Raw genomic sequence first — 18,713 nt, 5'->3', positions numbered from 1 at the left:
CCGTACCGAACGCCGATATTCCTCTTCTCCCCCGCCGTCCGCAACGCCCTCTCCCGAGGGTGCGCGTCCCTCCTCCCCAAAGTGCCCGTTCCTCCTCCCGAAAGTGCCCGTTCCTCCTTCCGAAAGTGCCCGTTTCTCCTCCCCAGGGTGTGCGTCCCTCCGCCCCAAAGTGCCCGTACCTACGCCCCACAGTGCCCGTACCTACGCCCCACAGTGCCCGTACCTACGCCCCAAAGTGCGAAACCCTGCTCGCCGCGTCTGGTCTCGTGCGTAGGACTCGCGTCCTCCCGGCCGCGGATACAGTCGTGGGATGCCCCGCCGCGCCATCGACCGCGAGATCATGCGGCTGACGATCCCGGCATTCGGCGCTCTGGTGGCGGAGCCCCTCTTCCTGCTGGCCGACTCCGCCATGGTCGGCCACCTCGGATCCGCTCCGCTGGCAGCCCTGGGCATCGCGGGCGCCATTTTGCAGACGATCGTCGGGCTCATGGTGTTCCTCGCCTACGGCACGACGCCCACGGTTGCGCGGCGTCTCGGCGCGGGTAGCGAGCGCGAGGCCGTCGAAGCGGGCATCGACGGGATGTGGCTCGCGGCAGGCATCGGAGTCGTGCTCGCGGTCGTCGGCGCGGCGCTGGCCCCGACCCTGGTCGGCCTGTTCGGGGCGCAGCAGGATGTCGCGGAGCCGGCATCCGTCTATCTCACGGTGTCCATGGCCGGGTTGCCGGCGATGCTCATCGTGTATGCGGCTGCCGGTCTGCTGCGCGGACTGCAGGACACGCGCACACCGCTGTGGGTGGCATCCGGCGGCTTCGCGGCGAACATCGCGCTGAACGGCGTCTTCATCTACGGAGTCGGACTCGGCGTCGAGGGATCGGCGGTCGGAACCGTGATCGCGCAGTGGGGCATGGCCGCCGTTTACCTCGGCGTCGCCGTGCGGCACGCGCGACGCGTCGGCGCGTCGCTGCGCGCACGGATGGCCGGGATCCGTGGACTCTCCGGAACGGGCTGGTGGCTGTTCTTGCGCACCGCGAGCCTGAGGGCCGCGATCGTGCTCGCCGTCTTCCTCGCGACGGATATCTCGTCTGATGCCCTCGCCGCCTGGCAGGTGACAATGGCCGTCTACAACGCTGTGGCGCTGGCGCTCGACGCGCTGGCGATCGCTGCTCAGGCTCTCATCGGACGGGATCTCGGCCGCGGGGATCTCGAGTCCGTTCGCGCGGTGCTCCGACGGTGTCTGTGGTGGGGCGTCGGCGGCGGCACGGTCGTCGGCGTGCTGCTGATCGCCATCAGTCCGGTGTTCGGATGGGTCTTCACGACCGACCCGGACGTGCTGGCTCTGCTCCCCGTACCGCTGGCGATCCTCGGCGCCACGACGCCGCTGGGCGGCTACGTGTTCGTGCTCGACGGCGTGCTCATCGGGGCCGGGGACGCCCGCTACCTCGCCGCGACGGGCCTAGCGAACCTCGCGGTCTTCGTGCCGTTGGCGTGGCTGGCGGTCGCGTTCGGCGGTAGCCACGCGCTTTCGTGGCTGACACTGGCATTCGCGCTCGGATACCTCGGGGCTCGCGCCGTCACCCTCGGCGTGCGGGCCCATGGCAGCCGTTGGGTGGTCACGGGCGCCGTCCGCGCCTGACCGAGCGGATTTGTGCACTCACGCGCGGAGATTCGGGCACCTCACGCTGAGATTCGGGCACTCTCGCGCGGAGAATCGGGCACTCTCGCGCGGAGAATCGGGCACTCTCGCGCGGAGATTCGGGCACTCTCGGGAGGAGGTTCGGGCACCCTGGGGCGGAGGAATCGGGCACTCTCGCGAGAGGGTGCGCGGAACGCGCCCACGGCGCGGGGTACGGGCAGAGTGACGAGGCGGACGGTCAGGGGTGGGGCGGCGCCGTCGTGTTGCCGACGTGGAGCACGCTCGTGAACGCGACGGGCTCCGCCTCGCCGCCGGCGAGCATCCGCACGATCGCGCGCCCTGCAGCCCGACCCTTCTCGTAGGCCGGCTGCTCGAGCGTGGTGAGCTCGTACGGCCACAACCCGTCGACACGCACGCCGTCGAAGCCGATCACGCTCAGTTCGTCGGGAACCGAGATGCCCAGCTCCTCAGCTGCCCGGATCACTCCGACGGCGAGCAGATCGCTCTGCGCGATGATCGCGGTCGGCCGGTCCTGGGGCGGCACGGAGAGGATCTCGCGCGCTGCACGGCGTCCTTCGTCGACGTAGCTTCCGGCGGCGGCGTAGGCAGGGGCATCCGGGAAGATCGCGCGCGCGCCCTCCAGCCGCTGCAGCGCCGTTGCAGACGAACTGATCGCGAGCAGTTCGTCGGTGACGAACCCCCGGTGGTGGAACAGGTCGAGCGGCAACGTGACGATCGCTACCCGCTCGTGGCCGAGCTGCTCGAGGTGCTTGGCACCGCGCTCGGTCGCATCCTTGTTGTCCTGCTCGATCACCAGGATGCCGTCCGCCGGGTATCCCTCGATCGCCACGACGGGCAGGCCCCGGTTGCGCAGTGCGGAGATGCTGTCGGCGAGCCGGGGCGAGCATCCCATCAGTACCGCGGCATCGATCGGGGCGTCCTCCACCGTGACCGCCTGGGTCGATTGCGACGGCATCGCCTTCACGCCGGCCAGCGGCTGGGCGGGACCCGCGGCCGCGAGGATCAGCAGCGCAGCGTCGATGTGGCCGATCTCCTCGGAGAGGCCGTCGAACTGGGCGATGGCGATCGGGTCCCTGAACGCCTCGCGCACCCGCTCCTCGATGACGACGCCGATGATGCCGGAGCGCCCTCGGCGCAGCGACCTGGCCCGCGGGTCGGGACCGGCGTAGTGCAGATCCCTCGCGGCCTGGAGCACGCGCTCCCTGGTGGACTCTGCGACCGGACCGGATCCGCTGAACGCCAGCGACGCGGTCGACGCCGAGACGCCGGCCTTCGCGGCGACGTCGGCGAGGGTCGGGCGGCTGGAATCGTGATCGGGCATCCGACTCCCTTCGTGCGGCCGATCCGCGGGTGCGCGTCATCGGCCGGATGCATGGATGCCGCCCAACGGACGGCGGGCACGTCTCGCACACCGGACTGCGGGCGAGCCGCGGACACCTGTCGTCTTGACGGTCGGCATCCGATTCGCTAGCTTAGGCGAAAGACGCGGTCGAATCGATTCGAGAACGCGAACGTCTCGAATCGATCCATCAGACTCATCCTCCGGTGAGTTGCGGTTACCGCGTCCGTGCACCGCAACGGCGGGGGCGCCGTGGCGGGCACAGTCCGCAACCCGTCTCGGACGGCCGCCCGGGTTCCGACGGCCGTCCGGGTCGCGGGCGGAGCGGATGCCACGCCCTATCTCCCGCAAACGACCTTCTTCCATCACCGCCGACCGGCGCCGTCACGATCGATTCCCCATGGCACGTACCGACACCACCGCTCCCCGCGCCCGCGTCGCACCCGAGTTGCGTCGTTGGCGCAACGCGCTCTTCGCCATCTTCATCGTCAGCGGACTGTTCCTCTCCAGCTGGGTCTCCCGCGTTCCCGGCGTGCGCGACTCGCTGAAGCTGCCGACCGACGTGGTGGGGCTCATCCTGCTCGGCGTCTCGATCGGAGCGATCGTCGGTCTCGTGGTGGCTCCGCCGCTGCAGGCACGGGTCGGCACGAAGCGGGGCATCGCGATCGTGGCCGTCACCGCTGCACTCGGACTGGCCGTCGTCGGGTTCGGCGCCACCGTCCTCGTGTCGTTCCCGATCGTTGTCGTCGGACTCGCGCTGCTCGGACTCGGCAACGGTGCGATCGACGTGATGATGAACGTCTCGGCCGCCGCGGTCGAGAAGCGGATCGGCCGCACGATCATGCCGCTCATGCATGCCTGCTTCAGCATCGGAACGGTGGTCGGTGCCGGCATCGGCGCCGCCTGCGCGGCGCTCGGAATCTCCATCTTCTGGCACTTCACCGTGATGGCCGTGATCACGATCGCTGCTGCGGCGTATGCGGTCCGCTACGTGCCGAACACCCAGGACGTGCTGGACAAGGAGGCCGCGGGCGGCCTCGACTCCTTCGACGACCCGGCGATGGCCGTCGCTCCGCGCCGCCGCTCGTTCGGCGAGACGATCAAGTCGCAGATCACGGTCTGGGCGGACTGGCGCCTCGTGCTGATCGGCGTCGTCATGCTCGGCATGGCGTTCGCGGAGGGATCCGCCAACGACTGGATCGCCCTGGCATCGGTCGACGGCCACGGCCTCACGAATGCCGGCGGTGCGCTCGTACTCGACGTGTTCGTCGCAGCGATGACCCTCGGGCGCGTCATCGGCGGTCCGGCCGTCGATCGCATCGGACGAGTGTGGTCGATCCGTCTCACAGCGGGACTCGGCGTGATCGGGCTCCTGGCGTTCATCCTGCTGCCGCATCCGGCGGCATACATCACGGGCGTCGTGCTCTGGGGTCTCGGCGCGTCGCTCGGCTTCCCGCTCGGCATGTCGGCGGCAGCAGATGACGAGCAGAACGCCACGGCTCGCGTCTCCGCCGTCGCCATGATCGGCTACCTCGCGTTCCTCGCCGGGCCGCCGGTCATCGGTTTCCTCGGTCAGCAGTTCGGCATCCTCAACGCTCTTTACGTCGTGCTCATCCTTCTCGTCGCCGCGTTCGTCTGCGCCCCAGCACTGCGGCATCGCGAACACCACGTGGGAGAGCGGATGCCGCAGCCCGACCCGCAGCGGAACGCGGCCTAGCTGCACACGCAGCGCTCGTCGCGCCGTGCCGGGGATACCGGTGGCAGCGCGCGAACGACGTGCGCGCATCCGTTAGCCTCAACAGGTGCGTCTGGTTGTTGCCCGCTGTTCCGTCGACTACGCGGGACGCCTGAGCGCCCACCTCCCGCTCGCCACCAGACTGCTGGTGCTGAAATCGGACGGCAGCGTGCTCGTGCACTCCGACGGAGGCTCCTACAAGCCGCTGAACTGGATGAGCCCGCCCTGCACCCTCACGGTCTCGGACCCCGACTCCGACCAAGCCGATGCCGGCGCCACTGAAATCTGGACCGTCACCAACTCCAAGACCTCCGATCGCCTGATCGTCAGCGTGCACGAGCTGCTGCACGACTCGAGCCATGAGCTCGGCATCGATCCCGGACTGCAGAAGGATGGTGTCGAGGCCCACCTGCAGAAGCTCCTCGCCGAGCAGATACATCTCCTCGGCGACGGACACACCCTCGTGCGACGCGAGTACATGACGGCGATCGGGCCGGTGGACATCCTCGCCCGAGATGCCGACGGCCACTCGGTCGCCGTCGAGCTCAAGCGAAGGGGCGACATCGACGGCGTCGAACAGCTCACGCGCTACTTGGAGCTGATGAACAGGGATCCGCTGCTCGCGCCGGTCGCCGGCGTTTTCGCAGCACAGGAGATCAAACCGCAGGCACGCACCCTGGCCGAGGATCGCGGTATCCGCTGTGTGGTGCTCGACTACGACGAAATGCGCGGAATCGATGACTCGTTGAGTCGTTTGTTCTGACACGCGACTCCGGCATACGGCTCTGACGCGCGCCGAGCGTTCTGAAGTGGCCTCCGCAATAGTCGGGTATCCTTCTCTAAAGCCGACAGCAGTCCCGAAGGACCGGGCCGCGCGGCGCACGCTTGTGGCGCGGATATCCTTCGGAACTGCTCCGTCGAACTGCCGTTTCGAGTCCTGTCGAAGGCGACTCGATCGTATTCAGGCGTTGGCGTGGTACTCGTCCAGAAGTGCCGCCGGAATACGGCCGCGGTCGGAGACGGTGTGTCCGTGTGCCCGCAGCCACTCGCGGACGGCACCGAGGTCTTCCTTCGAGCGGGAGGTGCGGCCGGTGGCCACCGAGCGCGTGCCGCGTGCTGTGCGGCGTCCGGCTTCCACGAATTCCTGCAACGCGTCCCGCAATCGGCTTGCATTCGTGGTGGTCAGGTCGATCTCATAGGAGACGCCGTCGAGAGCGAAATAGACGGTTTCGCCCTTTCCGTTCTCGATTTCATCGCCGTCGATATCGTCGACGAGAACCACTGTGGTTTTCTTAGCCATGAGATAACCATACGGAAAACACCGCGTCGACGAAATGTGGATACGAATACCCGAACCGCCGACGCTTTCTTTGCAGTCCGGCAATTGTCGCAGTGAAACGGCTCGCCATTCACGCTGGACTAAGCCGATCATCCGGCTCACTTGGCTCTTTCACTCATCGCCACGGCAGACTTCGCCGCCATGGAGTTCAATCCTCGATCCCGGGGTCAGGTCGTGGCCGGCGACCACGTGGAGGCGGCGCTCGGCAAAAAGTCGTAGCATGGCCCGGCCATGACTATCCCGACTTCGATCATGAGCGAACAGTCCCCCCAGACCACCCGTACTTGGTCCGCCGTGCTGTTCGATCTCGACGGCACCCTGACCGACTCCGCCCCCGGCATCACCGAATCGCTGGCTGCTGCGCTGGAGGAGGTGGGCCATCCCGTCTCCGACCCCGACTCCCTCACCGTGCACGTCGGTCCTCCGCTGCACGAGACGCTCGCATCCTTCGGCCTGACGGATGGCGAGGTGGAGGCCGCTGTCGCCGCCTACCGTTCGCGCGCCGACTTCACCGACCTGCACGGCAACGCCGTGTTCCCTGGAATGCTGGGCCTGCTGCACTCCCTGCGGGAGGCGGGCATCCCGATCGCGCTTGCGACGAGCAAGCCGACGAAGCGTGCCACGCGCATCCTCGAGCACTTCGGTTTGCTGCCGTACTTCGACGTGGTCGGCGGTTCACCGGAATCCGGCCACAACACGACCAAGGCTGATGTCATCCGCTGGGTGAGCGAGCAGCTCGCCGAACGCGGTGTCGACACCTCGCACCTCGTGATGATCGGCGACCGCGGACACGACGTGCTCGGTGCCGAAGCCAACGACGTTCCGTCGATCGTCGTCGAGTGGGGATACGGATCCCCGGTCGAAGCCGTCGGCGCGATGGCTGTCGTGCACTCGGTGGATCAGCTCCGCAACCTGCTGATCGGCTGAACGTTTTCCGCGTGACTGCGCCATTCGGCGCAGCCGCGGTCGCAGTCCCAGTGAAGACGATCGCGCGAGTTCGGTGAATTCGCCTGGCCGCTTCGATGGCGGTCAGCGTGCCAGGCGTTCCACGATCCCGCCGTACAGCGGGGGGACGAGGACAGCCATGGGGACGATCGTTCCCCTGAGCGGTGAACCGGCCGCGACGACGAGTCCGGTCGTGAGACGACGGAAGTCGCGCGTGATCCGCATCCAGTCCCGTTCGTAACGGGACGGATCGCCCGCGGAGATCGCCGCGATCGCGGCGCGGGCCTGGGCGATCCCCACGCGGAGCCCCTCGCCGGTCAGCGCATCGACGTAGCCGGAGGCGTCGCCGACGAGCAGCACGCGGCCGGCGGTCCGCGCCGAGGTGCGCTGCAGCAGCGGACCCGCGCCGCGCACGTTGCCGAGCCGCGCTCGGGAGCCGCCGGCGGCATCCGCTCTCAGAAGCTCCGCCAGTTCGCGGTCGTCGCCCACCGCCCGGTCGAAGTCGACGCCGCGTCGAGCGAGAACCGCGACGCCGACCCGCTCGGGACCCAGCGGCGTGACATACAGCTCGGCCTTGGGCGTCCAGCGCACTTCGACGAGATCGCTCCACGGCGCGATCGCGTAGTGCCTGCGCAGGCCGAACCGTCTCCTGGATGCGCGCTGCGTGCGCCCTGCCAACCCCGCGAGTTCCCGCACGCGCGAGTGCAACCCGTCTGCGCCGATCACATACCGCGCACCGAGCAGATCGAGACCCGGCCCGCCGATCGTCACGCCCGCGTCGTTCTGGTCGAGGCGATCGATGCGGCCTTCCACCACTGGGATGCCCCGCTCGGCAACGCGCGCCGCGATCGTCGCGTGCAGCACCGTACGCTCGACGCCGCGACCGCATCCATCGCGGAACCGGTGCTCGGCCCGGCTCCGCCCCTGCACGTACGCGATCCCGTGGAGTTCGGCGCCAGACGGGTCCAGGCCCAGTTCGTGGAGCATCCGCCACGCCCCTGGCATCAGACCCTCGCCGCACGCCTTGTCGATCGGCGTCGCGCGCGGCTCGATGATCACCGGCTCGAGCCCGGCATTCGCAGCGAGCAGGGCCGTGACCAGTCCGATCGGTCCACCGCCGACGATGGCGAGCTGGGTGTCCGTGGTCATCTCCGCGCGTGCACCGGCTCGGACAGCTCGGCGAGCGCCCTGTTCTCCGTCGGGATGCGGAATGCGTAGAGGAACACGGCGTTCAGCACGGTGAAGGCGACAGCGGTGATCCAGGCCGTGTGCACGAGCGGGAGGGCGAATCCCTCGATCACGACTGCGAGGTAGTTCGGATGCCGCAACCATCGATACGGTCCGCGCCGCACGGCCGTCAGCCCGGGCACGACGATGACGCGGGTGTTCCATTGCCTTCCGAGCACGCCGATGCACCACCACCGGAGCACCAGCGCGAGCACGACGAGGGCGAACATCGGCCAGCCCAGCCACGGGAGGAACGGACGCTGCGCGAACCATGCCTCTGCGACGCATCCGATCAGCAGTCCGACGTGCAGCACGACCATCGGAACGAACTGTGCGCGGCCGTACTCCCTGCCTCCTTGCGCGAACGACCATCGAGCGTGGCGCGCTGAGAGCACGACTTCGACGATGCGGTCGACGCCCACGAGGAGCACCAGTGCGACGTACCAGATCATCGGACGACTCCCGTCGGGCGACTGAGCATGATCAAGCGGGATTCCGGTCCGTCCACGCGGCCTCGACCCCTGATTCGCACCCGTCCCCGGACCCGCAGCATCACGCGGCGGCCCAGCGCAGCAGCACGAGCTCCGCGGTGACGCCAGGACCCAAGGCGAACAACAGCCCGACATCCCGTGGCACCGGAGTGCGCAGTGCCTCCGCGAGAACGCCCAGCACCGCGGCCGACGACTGGTTGCCCGCCGCCGCGAGCGCGCGCCAGCTCGGCTCGAGCGCGGCATCCTCGATCCCGAGCGCCTGCGCGAACGCCTCCAGGACCTTGGGGCCGCCGGGATGCGCGAGCCACGTGCCGACGTCGGCGACGGTGAGTCCGTTGGCGCCGAGCAGCGCGTGCACGTCTCCGGCGAAATGGCGTCCGATCACGTCGGGAACGCCGGCACTGAGCACGATGCGGAATCCGCTGCCGCCGATGTCCCAGCCGATGACGTCTTCGGTCTGCGGGTACAGGCTGCTGCGGGTGTCGAGCACGTCCGGACCGGTCAGCCCGCGTTCGCGAGCCACGGCATCCCCCGCCACCACGACCGCAGCGGCCCCGTCGCCGAACAGGCCGCTGGCCACGATGTTGGCCATCGAGTCGTCCCCGCGCTGCACCGTCAGCGAGCACAGTTCGACGGAGACGAGCACGGCGATGTCGTTCGGATGCCCGACCAGGTAGTCGTGCACCCTCGCCAGTCCCGAGGCGCCCGCGACGCATCCGAGCCCGAACGACGGCAGCCGCTTCACGTCGGGACGCATGCCAAGGCGTGTCACGAGCTGCGCATCGATCGACGGCGCGGCGACGCCGGTCACGGACGTGAAGAGCACGAAGTCCACTTCGTTCGCACCGATGCCCGCGGCATCCAGCGCATCCCTGGTCGCCTTCTCCGCAAGATCGGCTCCGGCGGCGATGAACAAATCGTTCGCCTCGTGGAACGAATCGAGGGTCGCGTACCGATCGAGCTCCATCACCAGGTTGCGCGTCTGCACTCCGGCCGACGCGTGGATGCGCCGCAACAAGGCGGCCCGAGCCGGATCGTGGGTCAGCAGCGGTTCGAGCGCTGTCGTTATCTCCGCCTGCGAGTAGCGGAACGCGGGGACGGCCGGCGCGGCCGCCACGATACGGGACACAGGTGGACGGTATCACCGCGCCCCTGCGCCCCGCTGGGCATCAGCCGCGCTTCGGAAGCTGCTGGAGCGTCCAGCTGTTGCCGTCCGGGTCGGAGAAGGTGACGAAGCGGCCCCACGGCTGGTCGTCCACCTCACTGGCGTCGACGCCTCCGTCGAGCAGGTGCCGGCGCGCGGCATCCGCGTCGTCGACCACGAGCTGCACGCTGTGCTGGCTGCCGACGGGCATGTCGATCAGGCCGCGGCCGAACGCGATGGAGCACGCCGAGCCCTGCGGGGTGATCTGGACGAACCGGATCTCCTCGTTCACCGTTGAGTCGAAGTCCACGTGCCAGCCGAGCTGGTCGGCGTAGAAGTGCTTGGCACGGTCGACGTCGGAGACGGGCACGAAGACGAGTTCGATCTTGAAGTCCATGGCGGATCCCTTTCGCGTCATCGGCGGCCGCCGTTCGGTCCGCCGTGCTGATGTGAAGAACGTTACGGAGCCATCAGGTCAGATTCTGTCCTGATGGACAAGAGAATGGATGCATGGCAGCCACAGCATCCCGCGTCCTCGAACTGCTCTCCCTGCTGCAGACCCATCGCCAGTGGCCGGGCCCCGAGCTCGCGGAGCGCCTCGAGATCACCGAGCGCACTCTGCGCCGCGACGTCGAGCGACTCCGCGAGCTCGGCTACCGCATCGACGCCGTGCGCGGGTCGGCCGGTGGCTATCGGCTCGAGGCCGGAGCGCACCTCCCGCCACTGCTGCTCACCGAAGAGGAGGCGGTAACGGTGGCGGTGGGTCTGCGCTCCGCCGTCGCTCAGGGGCTCGTCGACGGCGAGCAAACGACGCTGAGCGCTCTCGCCAAGTTCGAGCAACTCCTTCCACCAGCGCTGCGCGCCAGAACGGATGCCCTGGCCGCCGCCCTGCACACCTCGCCGTCGGGCGGCGTGCCCGTCGGCGCCGAGCTGATAGGGGCGCTCGCGCTGGCGTGCCGCGACCAGGAGCGGATCCGGTTCCGCTACCGCAGCGCAGACGGCACCGAATCGCAACGCAGCGTGGAGCCGCACGCGTTGGTGTCGCAGGGTCGCAGCTGGTTCCTCGTCGCCTGGGACCGCGACCGGGAAGGGTGGCGAACGTTCCGCATCGACCGCGTCGCCGACGTGTTCGGAACGCGGGTTCGATTCCAGCCGCGAGAGGTTCCGGGAGGCGACGCGGTGGGATACGTGCGCAGCAGCATCCGCTCGCTGCGCGCGCCGCTTCGGGTCGACGTCGTGCTGCAGGTTCCGCTCCCCGAGATGCGTTCGCGGATGGGCGGATGGGACGCCGGGATGGTCGCGGACGGCGACGATCGCTGCGTCTGGCCACTCACCGGCGAGACGGTCGCGCACGTCGTCTCCGCTCTCGCGTGGATTCCCGGCGACGTCGGTTACGAGCTCCGTGCCGACGGTCACCTGCTGGCCGAGATCGCCAGGGCCGCGCGGCGACCGGCGACCGCGGCGCGCGCCGCCGAGGAAGCACAGGGACTCGCCGACGGTGCGTCGGTATAGTGCGAACCATGAGCGAGGCAGCAGGTTCGCAGAGTGGCGGCGCGGCATCCGCCCAACCCGTGGTCGTCGGCGTCGTGGCCGATGTCCCCGACGTCGTCATCACCGAGTCGGCGTCGCTCGCACGCCAGCTCGGCGCGGCTCTGGTCTTCGTCACCGTCGAGCCGCTGCGCTACTCGATAAGCACGTTGCCTGACGGGTCGGTGCTCTCGATGCCGCTGGATCCGGACGCCACCGACCCGCAGGAGGAACGGTTCGATCCTGAGCTGGCGGGGCGCATCAGCGCCCTGCTCGCGAAGGCCCCCGGGGTTCCAGACGCGTCGGTGCGGTACGTCGCACGCGCAGGCGATCCTGCGATCGAACTGGCCAGGCTCGCCGACGAGCTGGACGCGCGCGCCATCGCGGTAGGCACTCGCAAACCCGGTTTCCGGGCGAGTCTCGAGGAGTTCCTCGCCGGATCCATCGCGGTCGCACTCGCCCACAACCAGGCGCGTCCCGTGATCGTCATTCCGGTCGCGCACACGATCGAGGGAGCGGACCCCGCGCGTCGCGGCGACGACGCGTTCTGACGCCGAGGCGCCGGCCGAAGACTCACGCAACGGTCGAAGGCACGAGATCCCCGAGTGAGTGCAGCGACGCTCAGCGGGTTCGCGCGACGGTCTTGTCCGTGCGCACGCTCCAGCGACCCTCAACCCGCGTGATGGTCAGTGGGTAGTCGAGGGCCTCGCTGACCAGGGACCCTGTGAGCACAGCATCCGCCTCGCCCTGCGCCAGCACTCGGCCGTCGCGCAGCAGCATGGCGTGCGTCGTCGAGGCCGGCAGCTCCTCGAGGTGATGAGTGACGAGAACGCTGGCCAGATCAGGATGCCGCTCCCGCAGCTCGTCCACCCGGTCGAGCAGGTGCTCGCGTGCGGCGATGTCGAGACCCGTCGTGGGCTCATCGAGCAACAGCAGGTGCGGATCCGGCATCAGAGCGCGGGCGATCAAGGTGCGTCCGCGCTCGCCCTGGGACAGGTTCGGCCAGCGGGCATCCCGTCTGGCCGTCATGCCCATGAGCGCGATCAGTCCGTCGATGCGGATGCGCTCGTGGCTCGTCGGCTCCCACCGCATCATGAGCTCCTGCGTGCCTGTCGCCCCGGTAGCGACGACCTCGCGCACGGTGAGCGGTGAACGCACCTGGTGCCTCGGGTTCACATGGCCGATGATCGAGCGCAGCTCACGCAGGTCGACCTTGCCGAGTCGCTTGCCGAGCACATCGACGCTGCCGCGCGTTGGATGCTGCACCGCGCCGAGCAGGCTGAGCAGCGTCGACTTTCCAGCGCCGTTCGCTCCGATCAGAGCCCAGTGTTCACCGCGGTCGACCGTCAGTGAGATGTCGGAGAGGATCGCCCGGCCCTGTCGGACGAAGGCGACATCGGACACGGTGAGGATTCGTTCGGACACCGATCCATTCTGGTCGCACCCCGGCCACGGCCCAATTCAGGACATGTGCCGACGAACCGACTCTGGGTGGACATCTCTGCGGATGTCCTGAGTACGGTCGCGGGATCCACGCTGCGCGTGTCGACGCCGGTTCACCGCCCGGGTCGTCACCGCCGGGCGGCGGAGCCCGCGTGGCGCGGCAGCAGGGCGGCCTCCACGATGGGGAAGACGAGCAGCACAGCGACGACCGCGAGCGCCCAGCGGTAGCCGAGCCAGGCATCCGATGGGCCGAGCGTGGACGCGGCGGCGGTCGTGAGTCGCACGATGAGGGCGGCGACAGCGATACCGATACCGACAGCGACCTGCTGCATGGTCGAGGCCAGCGTGTTCGCCGAGGTCATCAGCTCGCTCGGCACGTCGGCGAACTGCAGGGAGTTGTATCCGCTGAACCCGATGGAGCGGAACACCCCGCTCAGGAACAGCAGCACGGCGATCAGCCACAGAGGGGTGGTGGGGTCGATGAAGACGCACGCCACGTAGACCAGCGCGCCCAGCAGATTGCTGCCGACGATCACGTTCTTGAATCCGAACCGGCGGATGAGCGGTGTGGTCAGTGGCTTGATCGCGATGTTGCCCACGAACACGGCGCCGACGAGCAGGCCGGCCTGGGCCGCGTTCCATCCGAAGCCCACCTGGAACAGCAGCGTGAAGAGGAACGGGGCGGCGCTGATGATCAGGCGGTACACGCCGCCACCCACATTCCCCACCCGGAATGTATCGATTCGCAGAGCGGCGAAGTTCAACAGCGGATGCCGCGCCCTCCGCATCCAGACCACCCCGGCAACGCCGGCCCCCGCTGCTACGACCAGGTAGGAGATGGCCCATCCCCAGTTCGTCGGCGCGGATCCGATCTGCTCCATGCCGAGTACGAGCGCCGCGAGCGCGACGCCGGTGAGCCCGAATCCGGCCCAGTCGAGCCGCCGGGCCTCCTGGCTCGGCGTGTTGGGCACGATCCTCAGCGCGACGACGAACGCACCGATGCCGAACGGGATGTTGATGAGGAAGATCCATGGCCACCCGACGGTGTCCGTAAGGATGCCGCCGAGTGCGGGCGCTACCACCGGCGCCAGCAAACCCGGCCACGTGAGGTAGGCAATGGCATCCAGGAGGTCCCGTCGGTCGAGGCCGCGCAGCACGGCCAGCCGGCCGACCGGGACCATCATCGCGCCGCCGATACCCTGCAGCACGCGCGCAGCAGTGAGCAGCGGCAAGCTGGGCGCGAAGGCGCACAGGGCTGACGCGATGGTGAACACGGCCAGCGCCGTCGCGAAGATGCGCCGCTCTCCGAAACGGTCGGCGAGCCATCCGCTCACGGGGACGCAGACGGCGACCGTGAGGAGATATGCCGTCATGGCTATATTCAGGTCGACAGCTCGCACACCGAAGTCGTGCGCCATCGCGGGTGCCGCGGTCTGGATGATCGTGCCGTCGAGGTTCTCCATCGACAGGCCGACCGCAGCGAGCAGGGCGAGCGGTCGGTTCAGCGTGGCGGAGCGGGGCACTCAGACAGTCTGCCGGAAGGCGCGCTGGAGCTAGACATCACGTCAGGGCCCGATCGGGACGTCTGGCTCGGGAGGAACGCGCGTCAAGGCGAGTTCTTCAGCCGCTCTTCGAATTCGACGCCTTCTGCATGTAGTGGTCCACGAGGGGCAGGAAGATCCCGTCAACGGTGGAGCTGACGAATTCCTCCGTCACCGGCGTGTGCGTCATCAAGAGTTCGTGCCGGAACAGATCGAACGGGAGGTTCTGCACCCGCTCGGGAACGACATCCAGATCGATCTCGCCGCGTTCCTGAGCGCGCGCGAGGATGATCGAGCTCCAGACCGTGCGCTGGCCGCCGAGCAGGCGCTCGCGAAGGTCGCCCAACGACATCCCGGATTCGCTGAACAGCCCGCTCAGCTGCGCGCTGAGCATGACGACCATCTCGATGCGCCGCCCGCTGGCGATGCGGATCAGCTCTTTCAGGTCGTCGCGCAGCGTTCCGGTGTCGGGAATCTCGACGGGGTCGTTGTCGTAGTGCCGCCCGATCGCGGCGAGCACCAGCGACGCGCGATCCGGCCAGCGGCGGTAGAGCACAGGACGACTCGTGCGGGCCCGCTCGGCGACGGCGTCGAAGGTCAGCCCGTTGTAGCCCTTCTCGGTCAGTTCCTCCCACGCGGCCTCGAGCAGGGCGTCCTCGAGCTCCGCGCCGCGCCGGCGGGTGGGTGAGGCATCCGATTCAAGATCCACTTGTGTATCTTATCGCGATGATCTACTCTGGGCTTTAGATACAGTCGTGTATCTAAATGGAGGAGTGATGAGCACGGCAACCCACTCGGATCCGGCACCGGCACCTGGCGCCGATCGAGAACTGAAGCGGACCACGACCGCTCTCGTCGTCGGCGTGCTCGCGGTCGTCTTCGACACCACCATCATGAGCGTCGCACTGCACACGCTCTCGATCGACCTCAAGGTGCCGGTCTCGACGATCCAATGGGTGACCACCGGCTACGTGCTCGCCCTAGCCGCGACGGTTCCGCTGAGCGCCTGGGTGCAGCGGCTTCTCGGCGGCAAACGCGCGTGGATGCTCGCGCTCACCCTCTTCCTCGTCGGCTCCATCCTCTGCAGCCTGGCCTGGGACGCGCCGAGCCTCATCGCCTTCCGCGTCGTTCAGGGCGTCGGCGGCGGGCTCATGCTGCCGCTGCTCCAGACCATCGTGATGCAGGCCGCCGGCGGCAAGAACCTCGGACGCCTCGCCGCAACGGTCGGACTGCCCGCCATGCTCGGCCCGATCCTCGGACCTGCGGTCGGTGGGATCATCCTCAACTGGCTCCCTTGGCAGTGGATCTTCTGGGTCAACGTTCCGTTCTGCGTCGTCGGCCTCTTCCTCGCCTGGCGGATGCTCCCCCGCGACGCCGCGCGCACCTCGCGTGCACGCCTCGACGTGGTCGGCATGATCCTGCTTCTTCCATCACTCGTCGCCCTGCTGCTCGGGCTCAGCAACTCCGCCGGATCCGACGGCTTCGCCGCCACGGATGCCTGGCTGCCGCTCGCGATCGGCGGCGCACTCCTCGTCGCGTTCGTCGTCTACGCACTCGCGCGGGGAGACAAGGCGCTGGTGGACATCCGTCTCTTCCGCAAGAGGTCGGTGTGGTCCGCTTCGAGCCTGTTGTTCCTCTCCGGGCTTGCCGCCTACGGCATCATGTTGCTGCTCCCTCTCTATCTGCAGCAGTTGCGCGGCGCAGACGTGCTCGCGGCAGGGCTGTTCCTCATCCCGCAGGGCGTCGGCACGCTGGCCAGCAGATCCCTCGCGGGACGACTGACGGATGCCATCGGCGCGCGCTGGGTGGGCGTCGTCGGCTTCGCGATCGTCGGCCTGGCCACGATCCCGTTCGCTTTCAGCACGGCCACGACGAACGAGTGGTACCTGATGGCGATGCTCTTCGTGCGCGGATTCGGACTCGGCGCCGTCGTGATGCCGCTGATGGTCGCCTCATTCGTCGGGCTCGACAAGGCGGACATCCCGCACTCGAGCATCATCACGCGAACGGCACAGCAGCTCGGCGGATCGTTCGGCACGGCCGTGCTCGCCGTCATCCTCCAGTCGGCGCTCGTCGCGCACGCGTCGCAGGGCACGAACGGCGTCGCGACCGCCTACGACCAGGCGTTCTGGTGGTCCATCGGCTTCACCGCCGTGGCCTCGGTGCTCTCGTTCACGCTTCCCGGACGGCAGCGCACGGCGGAGCCGCTCGCGGTCGTCGCGTCTGAGACCGGTCCGTCGAAGCTCGCGACCGAACCAGCGGGCTGAGTCTGCACCGCTGGCTGAGCCCGCACCGCGGGGTGAACGTGCACCGCGGGAGAGGCGTCAGCCGAGCAGCTGCTCGACCTCCGCGAGCAGGATGGCGGTGCACATGCCCTCGAGCGCATCCACCAGCTCCGCGAGCGACGGCATGGTCGGAGCGATCCGGATGTTCGCGTCCCTCGGATCGCGGTGGTACGGATACGTCGACCCTGCAGGAGTCACCGCGATGCCCGCCTGAGCGGCGAGTGCGACGGCTCGCTCTGCGCATCCGTCGTGCACGTCGAGGCTCACGAAGTAGCCACCGGTCGGAGTGGTCCAGGAGCCGGCCCCATAAGGTGAGAGCCGCCGCTCGAAGACCTCGCTCACGGCCGTGAACTTCGGCTCGATCAGTGCGCGATGGCGAAGCATGTGCGCCTTGACGCCTGCCTCGTCCTTCAGGAACTGCACGTGGCGCAGTTGGTTCAGCTTGTCCGGTCCGATCGACTGCACGGCCGCGTGACTGAGGTACCACGACACGTTCTCCGGCGACGACCCGAAGAACGCAACGCCTGCGCCCGCGTACGTCACCTTGGAGGTGGAAGCGAACACGAACACGCGGTCCGGGTTACCGGCCTCTGCCGCCAGCGACAGGATGTCGATGGGCTCTGGCACGTCGTCCGTGAGGTGGTGCACGGCGTAGGCGTTGTCCCAGAAGATGCGGAAGTCGGATGCCGCGGGCAGCGAAACCAGAGCGCGCGCGACCTCTTCGGTGTAGACGGCACCCGTGGGGTTGGAATGCACCGGGACGCACCACATGCCGCGGATCGTCGGGTCCTCGGCGAGAAGACGTTCGACCTGTGCGACGTCGGGTCCGGCATCCGTCATCGCAACCGGGATCATGCGAATGCCGAGGTGCTCCGTGATCGCGAAGTGGCGGTCGTACCCGGGAACAGGACAGATGAACGACACGGTCTCCTCGCGGGACCACGGGCGCTCGCTCTCTGGGAGCCCGTGCAGCAAAGCGTGCACGACCACGTCGTGCATGATCGTGAGGCTCGAGCTGCCGAGGGCGAGGAGTTGAGGAACCGGCACTCGCAGCACGTCGCTGAAGATGGCGCGCAGACCGGGGAGGCCCTGCGGGTTGCCGTAGTTGCGGAGATCCGTTCCCGCAGCGTCGCGGTAGTTCCCCTCGCCGGGCAGCGTCAGCAGGGCGTTCGACAGGTCGAGTTGCTCGGCTGACGGCTTGCCGCGCGTGATGTCGAGGGACAGTCCGCGTTCGACGAGCGCGGCGTAGTCGGCGGTCAGCTGCGCGTGCAGTTCGCGGAGCTCTGCTGATGACAATTCGGTGAGGGCGGCCACCCTTCGATCGTAGTCAGCCTCGTATGCCGCTAGCTCGCCTTCGCGAGGCTGCCGTAGTCGGCGGAGACCACGATCGGAAAGTGGTCGGAGTCTCCCCTTGGCAGCGTCTCGACGGTGCGCACGTCGAGCCCGGCCGAGGTGACGAAGTCGAAGTGTCCCTTGAAGAACTTGTAGCGCGTGTACGTCTTGCGGTCGCTGAGCGACATGTCGTACCCGGCCGCCTTGACCTTCTCACCCAGCGACTGGGTGAAGAACGGATAGTTGTAGTCGCCGATCATGAGCGTGGGCGCTCCGCGTCCCAGCCGCAACAGCTCGGCGTGCGCGGCATGGATCTGCGTGCGGCGCAACGAGTTGAGCGCGGTGAGCGGTGCAGCGTGGAACGACGCGACGACGACCTCGTGGCCGGTCGCGGCATCCTGGAGCAGCGTCCCGACGAGCCGCTCGTGAGCAGGAGCCAGCACGCGGTCGTGCAGCGACTTCTTCAGCTCGAACGTGTCGGTCTCTCGCAGGTGGAACCGGTCGGCGCGGTAGTAAACGGCGAGGCCGAGGCGGTTGCGCTTGGTGGAATCGGCGAGCCGGAGCGTTCCGACCTCCTCAGGCAGCACCGTGGTGTCGGCTTCCTGCAGGCACATCACGTCGGCCGAGGTGGCCGTGGCGAGGTCGATGAGCTCGCCTGTCGCTCGGTTCTTGCGGAGGTTGTAACTCAGTACGCGTATCAGGACGATCACT

The 18,713-nt window shown here is 68.4% G+C and carries 18 protein-coding genes; 7 read left to right on the top strand and 11 right to left on the bottom strand.

The window, feature by feature from the left end; genetic code table 11:
• Positions 1-310: 310 nt before the first annotated feature.
• Positions 311-1,633 (top strand): MATE family efflux transporter, encoded by a 1,323-nt coding sequence (locus HII28_RS12295; RefSeq protein ID WP_170025649.1) that lies wholly within the window; start codon positions 311-313, stop codon positions 1,631-1,633.
• Positions 1,634-1,871: 238 nt separating this feature from the next.
• Here HII28_RS12295 and HII28_RS12290 read toward each other — a convergent pair whose 3' ends face one another.
• A complete protein-coding gene (locus HII28_RS12290) occupies positions 1,872-2,975 on the bottom strand; it encodes a substrate-binding domain-containing protein (protein ID WP_170025648.1) in 1,104 nt (367 codons plus the stop codon).
• Between the two features lie 418 nt (positions 2,976-3,393).
• Here HII28_RS12290 and HII28_RS12285 point away from each other — a divergent pair, with 418 nt between their 5' ends.
• On the top strand, positions 3,394-4,710 hold the full coding sequence (locus tag HII28_RS12285) for an MFS transporter (RefSeq protein ID WP_170025647.1): 1,317 nt from the start codon (positions 3,394-3,396) through the stop codon (positions 4,708-4,710).
• 85 nt (positions 4,711-4,795) lie between these two features.
• A complete protein-coding gene (gene nucS, locus HII28_RS12280) occupies positions 4,796-5,491 on the top strand; it encodes an endonuclease NucS (protein WP_170025646.1) in 696 nt (231 codons plus the stop codon).
• Positions 5,492-5,689: 198 nt separating this feature from the next.
• Here nucS and HII28_RS12275 read toward each other — a convergent pair whose 3' ends face one another.
• A complete protein-coding gene (locus HII28_RS12275; protein WP_170026122.1) occupies positions 5,690-6,028 on the bottom strand; it encodes an Lsr2 family protein in 339 nt (112 codons plus the stop codon).
• 291 nt (positions 6,029-6,319) lie between these two features.
• Here HII28_RS12275 and HII28_RS12270 point away from each other — a divergent pair, with 291 nt between their 5' ends.
• Entirely contained in the window at positions 6,320-6,994 is a 675-nt protein-coding gene (locus HII28_RS12270) for an HAD hydrolase-like protein (RefSeq protein WP_170025645.1), read from the top strand.
• Positions 6,995-7,096: 102 nt separating this feature from the next.
• Here HII28_RS12270 and HII28_RS12265 read toward each other — a convergent pair whose 3' ends face one another.
• The 4 genes from HII28_RS12265 to HII28_RS12250 form a co-directional block, all read right to left on the bottom strand.
• The gene (locus HII28_RS12265; RefSeq protein ID WP_170025644.1) at positions 7,097-8,161 is read right to left on the bottom strand and encodes an NAD(P)/FAD-dependent oxidoreductase; all 1,065 of its coding nucleotides are present in this window, start codon (positions 8,159-8,161) and stop codon (positions 7,097-7,099) included.
• Complete coding sequence (locus tag HII28_RS12260) at positions 8,158-8,691, bottom strand: isoprenylcysteine carboxyl methyltransferase family protein (RefSeq protein WP_170025643.1); 534 nt, start codon at positions 8,689-8,691, stop codon at positions 8,158-8,160. The genes HII28_RS12265 and HII28_RS12260 overlap by 4 nt, the downstream gene beginning before the upstream one ends.
• Positions 8,692-8,791: 100 nt before the next feature.
• Positions 8,792-9,859: a 3-oxoacyl-[acyl-carrier-protein] synthase III C-terminal domain-containing protein gene (locus tag HII28_RS12255; RefSeq protein WP_170025642.1), complete on the bottom strand. Its 1,068-nt coding sequence runs from the start codon at positions 9,857-9,859 to the stop codon at positions 8,792-8,794.
• 40 nt (positions 9,860-9,899) lie between these two features.
• Positions 9,900-10,271 (bottom strand): VOC family protein, encoded by a 372-nt coding sequence (locus HII28_RS12250; protein WP_170025641.1) that lies wholly within the window; start codon positions 10,269-10,271, stop codon positions 9,900-9,902.
• Positions 10,272-10,384: 113 nt separating this feature from the next.
• Here HII28_RS12250 and HII28_RS12245 point away from each other — a divergent pair, with 113 nt between their 5' ends.
• Both HII28_RS12245 and HII28_RS12240 read left to right on the top strand, forming a co-directional pair.
• A complete protein-coding gene (locus tag HII28_RS12245; protein WP_170025640.1) occupies positions 10,385-11,386 on the top strand; it encodes a transcriptional regulator in 1,002 nt (333 codons plus the stop codon).
• Between the two features lie 8 nt (positions 11,387-11,394).
• Positions 11,395-11,952, top strand: coding sequence for a universal stress protein (locus tag HII28_RS12240; RefSeq protein WP_170025639.1), 558 nt, complete (start codon positions 11,395-11,397; stop codon positions 11,950-11,952).
• Between the two features lie 70 nt (positions 11,953-12,022).
• Here the strand turns inward: HII28_RS12240 and HII28_RS12235 are convergent, their stop codons facing one another.
• From HII28_RS12235 to HII28_RS12225, 3 genes are all read right to left on the bottom strand, one after another.
• Positions 12,023-12,826, bottom strand: coding sequence for an ATP-binding cassette domain-containing protein (locus tag HII28_RS12235; RefSeq protein WP_170025638.1), 804 nt, complete (start codon positions 12,824-12,826; stop codon positions 12,023-12,025).
• Positions 12,827-12,972: 146 nt separating this feature from the next.
• A complete protein-coding gene (locus HII28_RS12230; RefSeq protein WP_346769289.1) occupies positions 12,973-14,367 on the bottom strand; it encodes an MFS transporter in 1,395 nt (464 codons plus the stop codon).
• Positions 14,368-14,464: 97 nt separating this feature from the next.
• Positions 14,465-15,094 (bottom strand): TetR/AcrR family transcriptional regulator, encoded by a 630-nt coding sequence (locus HII28_RS12225; protein WP_170025637.1) that lies wholly within the window; start codon positions 15,092-15,094, stop codon positions 14,465-14,467.
• Positions 15,095-15,161: 67 nt separating this feature from the next.
• On the opposite strand from HII28_RS12225, the gene HII28_RS12220 reads away from it, so the two are divergent.
• The gene (locus tag HII28_RS12220; protein WP_170025636.1) at positions 15,162-16,652 is read left to right on the top strand and encodes an MDR family MFS transporter; all 1,491 of its coding nucleotides are present in this window, start codon (positions 15,162-15,164) and stop codon (positions 16,650-16,652) included.
• 57 nt (positions 16,653-16,709) lie between these two features.
• Here HII28_RS12220 and HII28_RS12215 read toward each other — a convergent pair whose 3' ends face one another.
• Together HII28_RS12215 and HII28_RS12210 are read right to left on the bottom strand one after the other, a co-directional pair.
• On the bottom strand, positions 16,710-17,984 hold the full coding sequence (locus HII28_RS12215) for an aminotransferase class I/II-fold pyridoxal phosphate-dependent enzyme (protein WP_346769288.1): 1,275 nt from the start codon (positions 17,982-17,984) through the stop codon (positions 16,710-16,712).
• Positions 17,985-18,013: 29 nt separating this feature from the next.
• Positions 18,014-18,700, bottom strand: coding sequence for an endonuclease/exonuclease/phosphatase family protein (locus HII28_RS12210; RefSeq protein ID WP_170026119.1), 687 nt, complete (start codon positions 18,698-18,700; stop codon positions 18,014-18,016).
• Positions 18,701-18,713: the final 13 nt, after the last annotated feature.

Origin of the sequence: Planctomonas sp. JC2975 (assembly GCF_012985205.1) — a bacterium.
Lineage (GTDB): Bacteria > Actinomycetota > Actinomycetes > Actinomycetales > Microbacteriaceae > Humibacter.
This window is presented reverse-complemented; position numbering and strand designations above follow the sequence as displayed.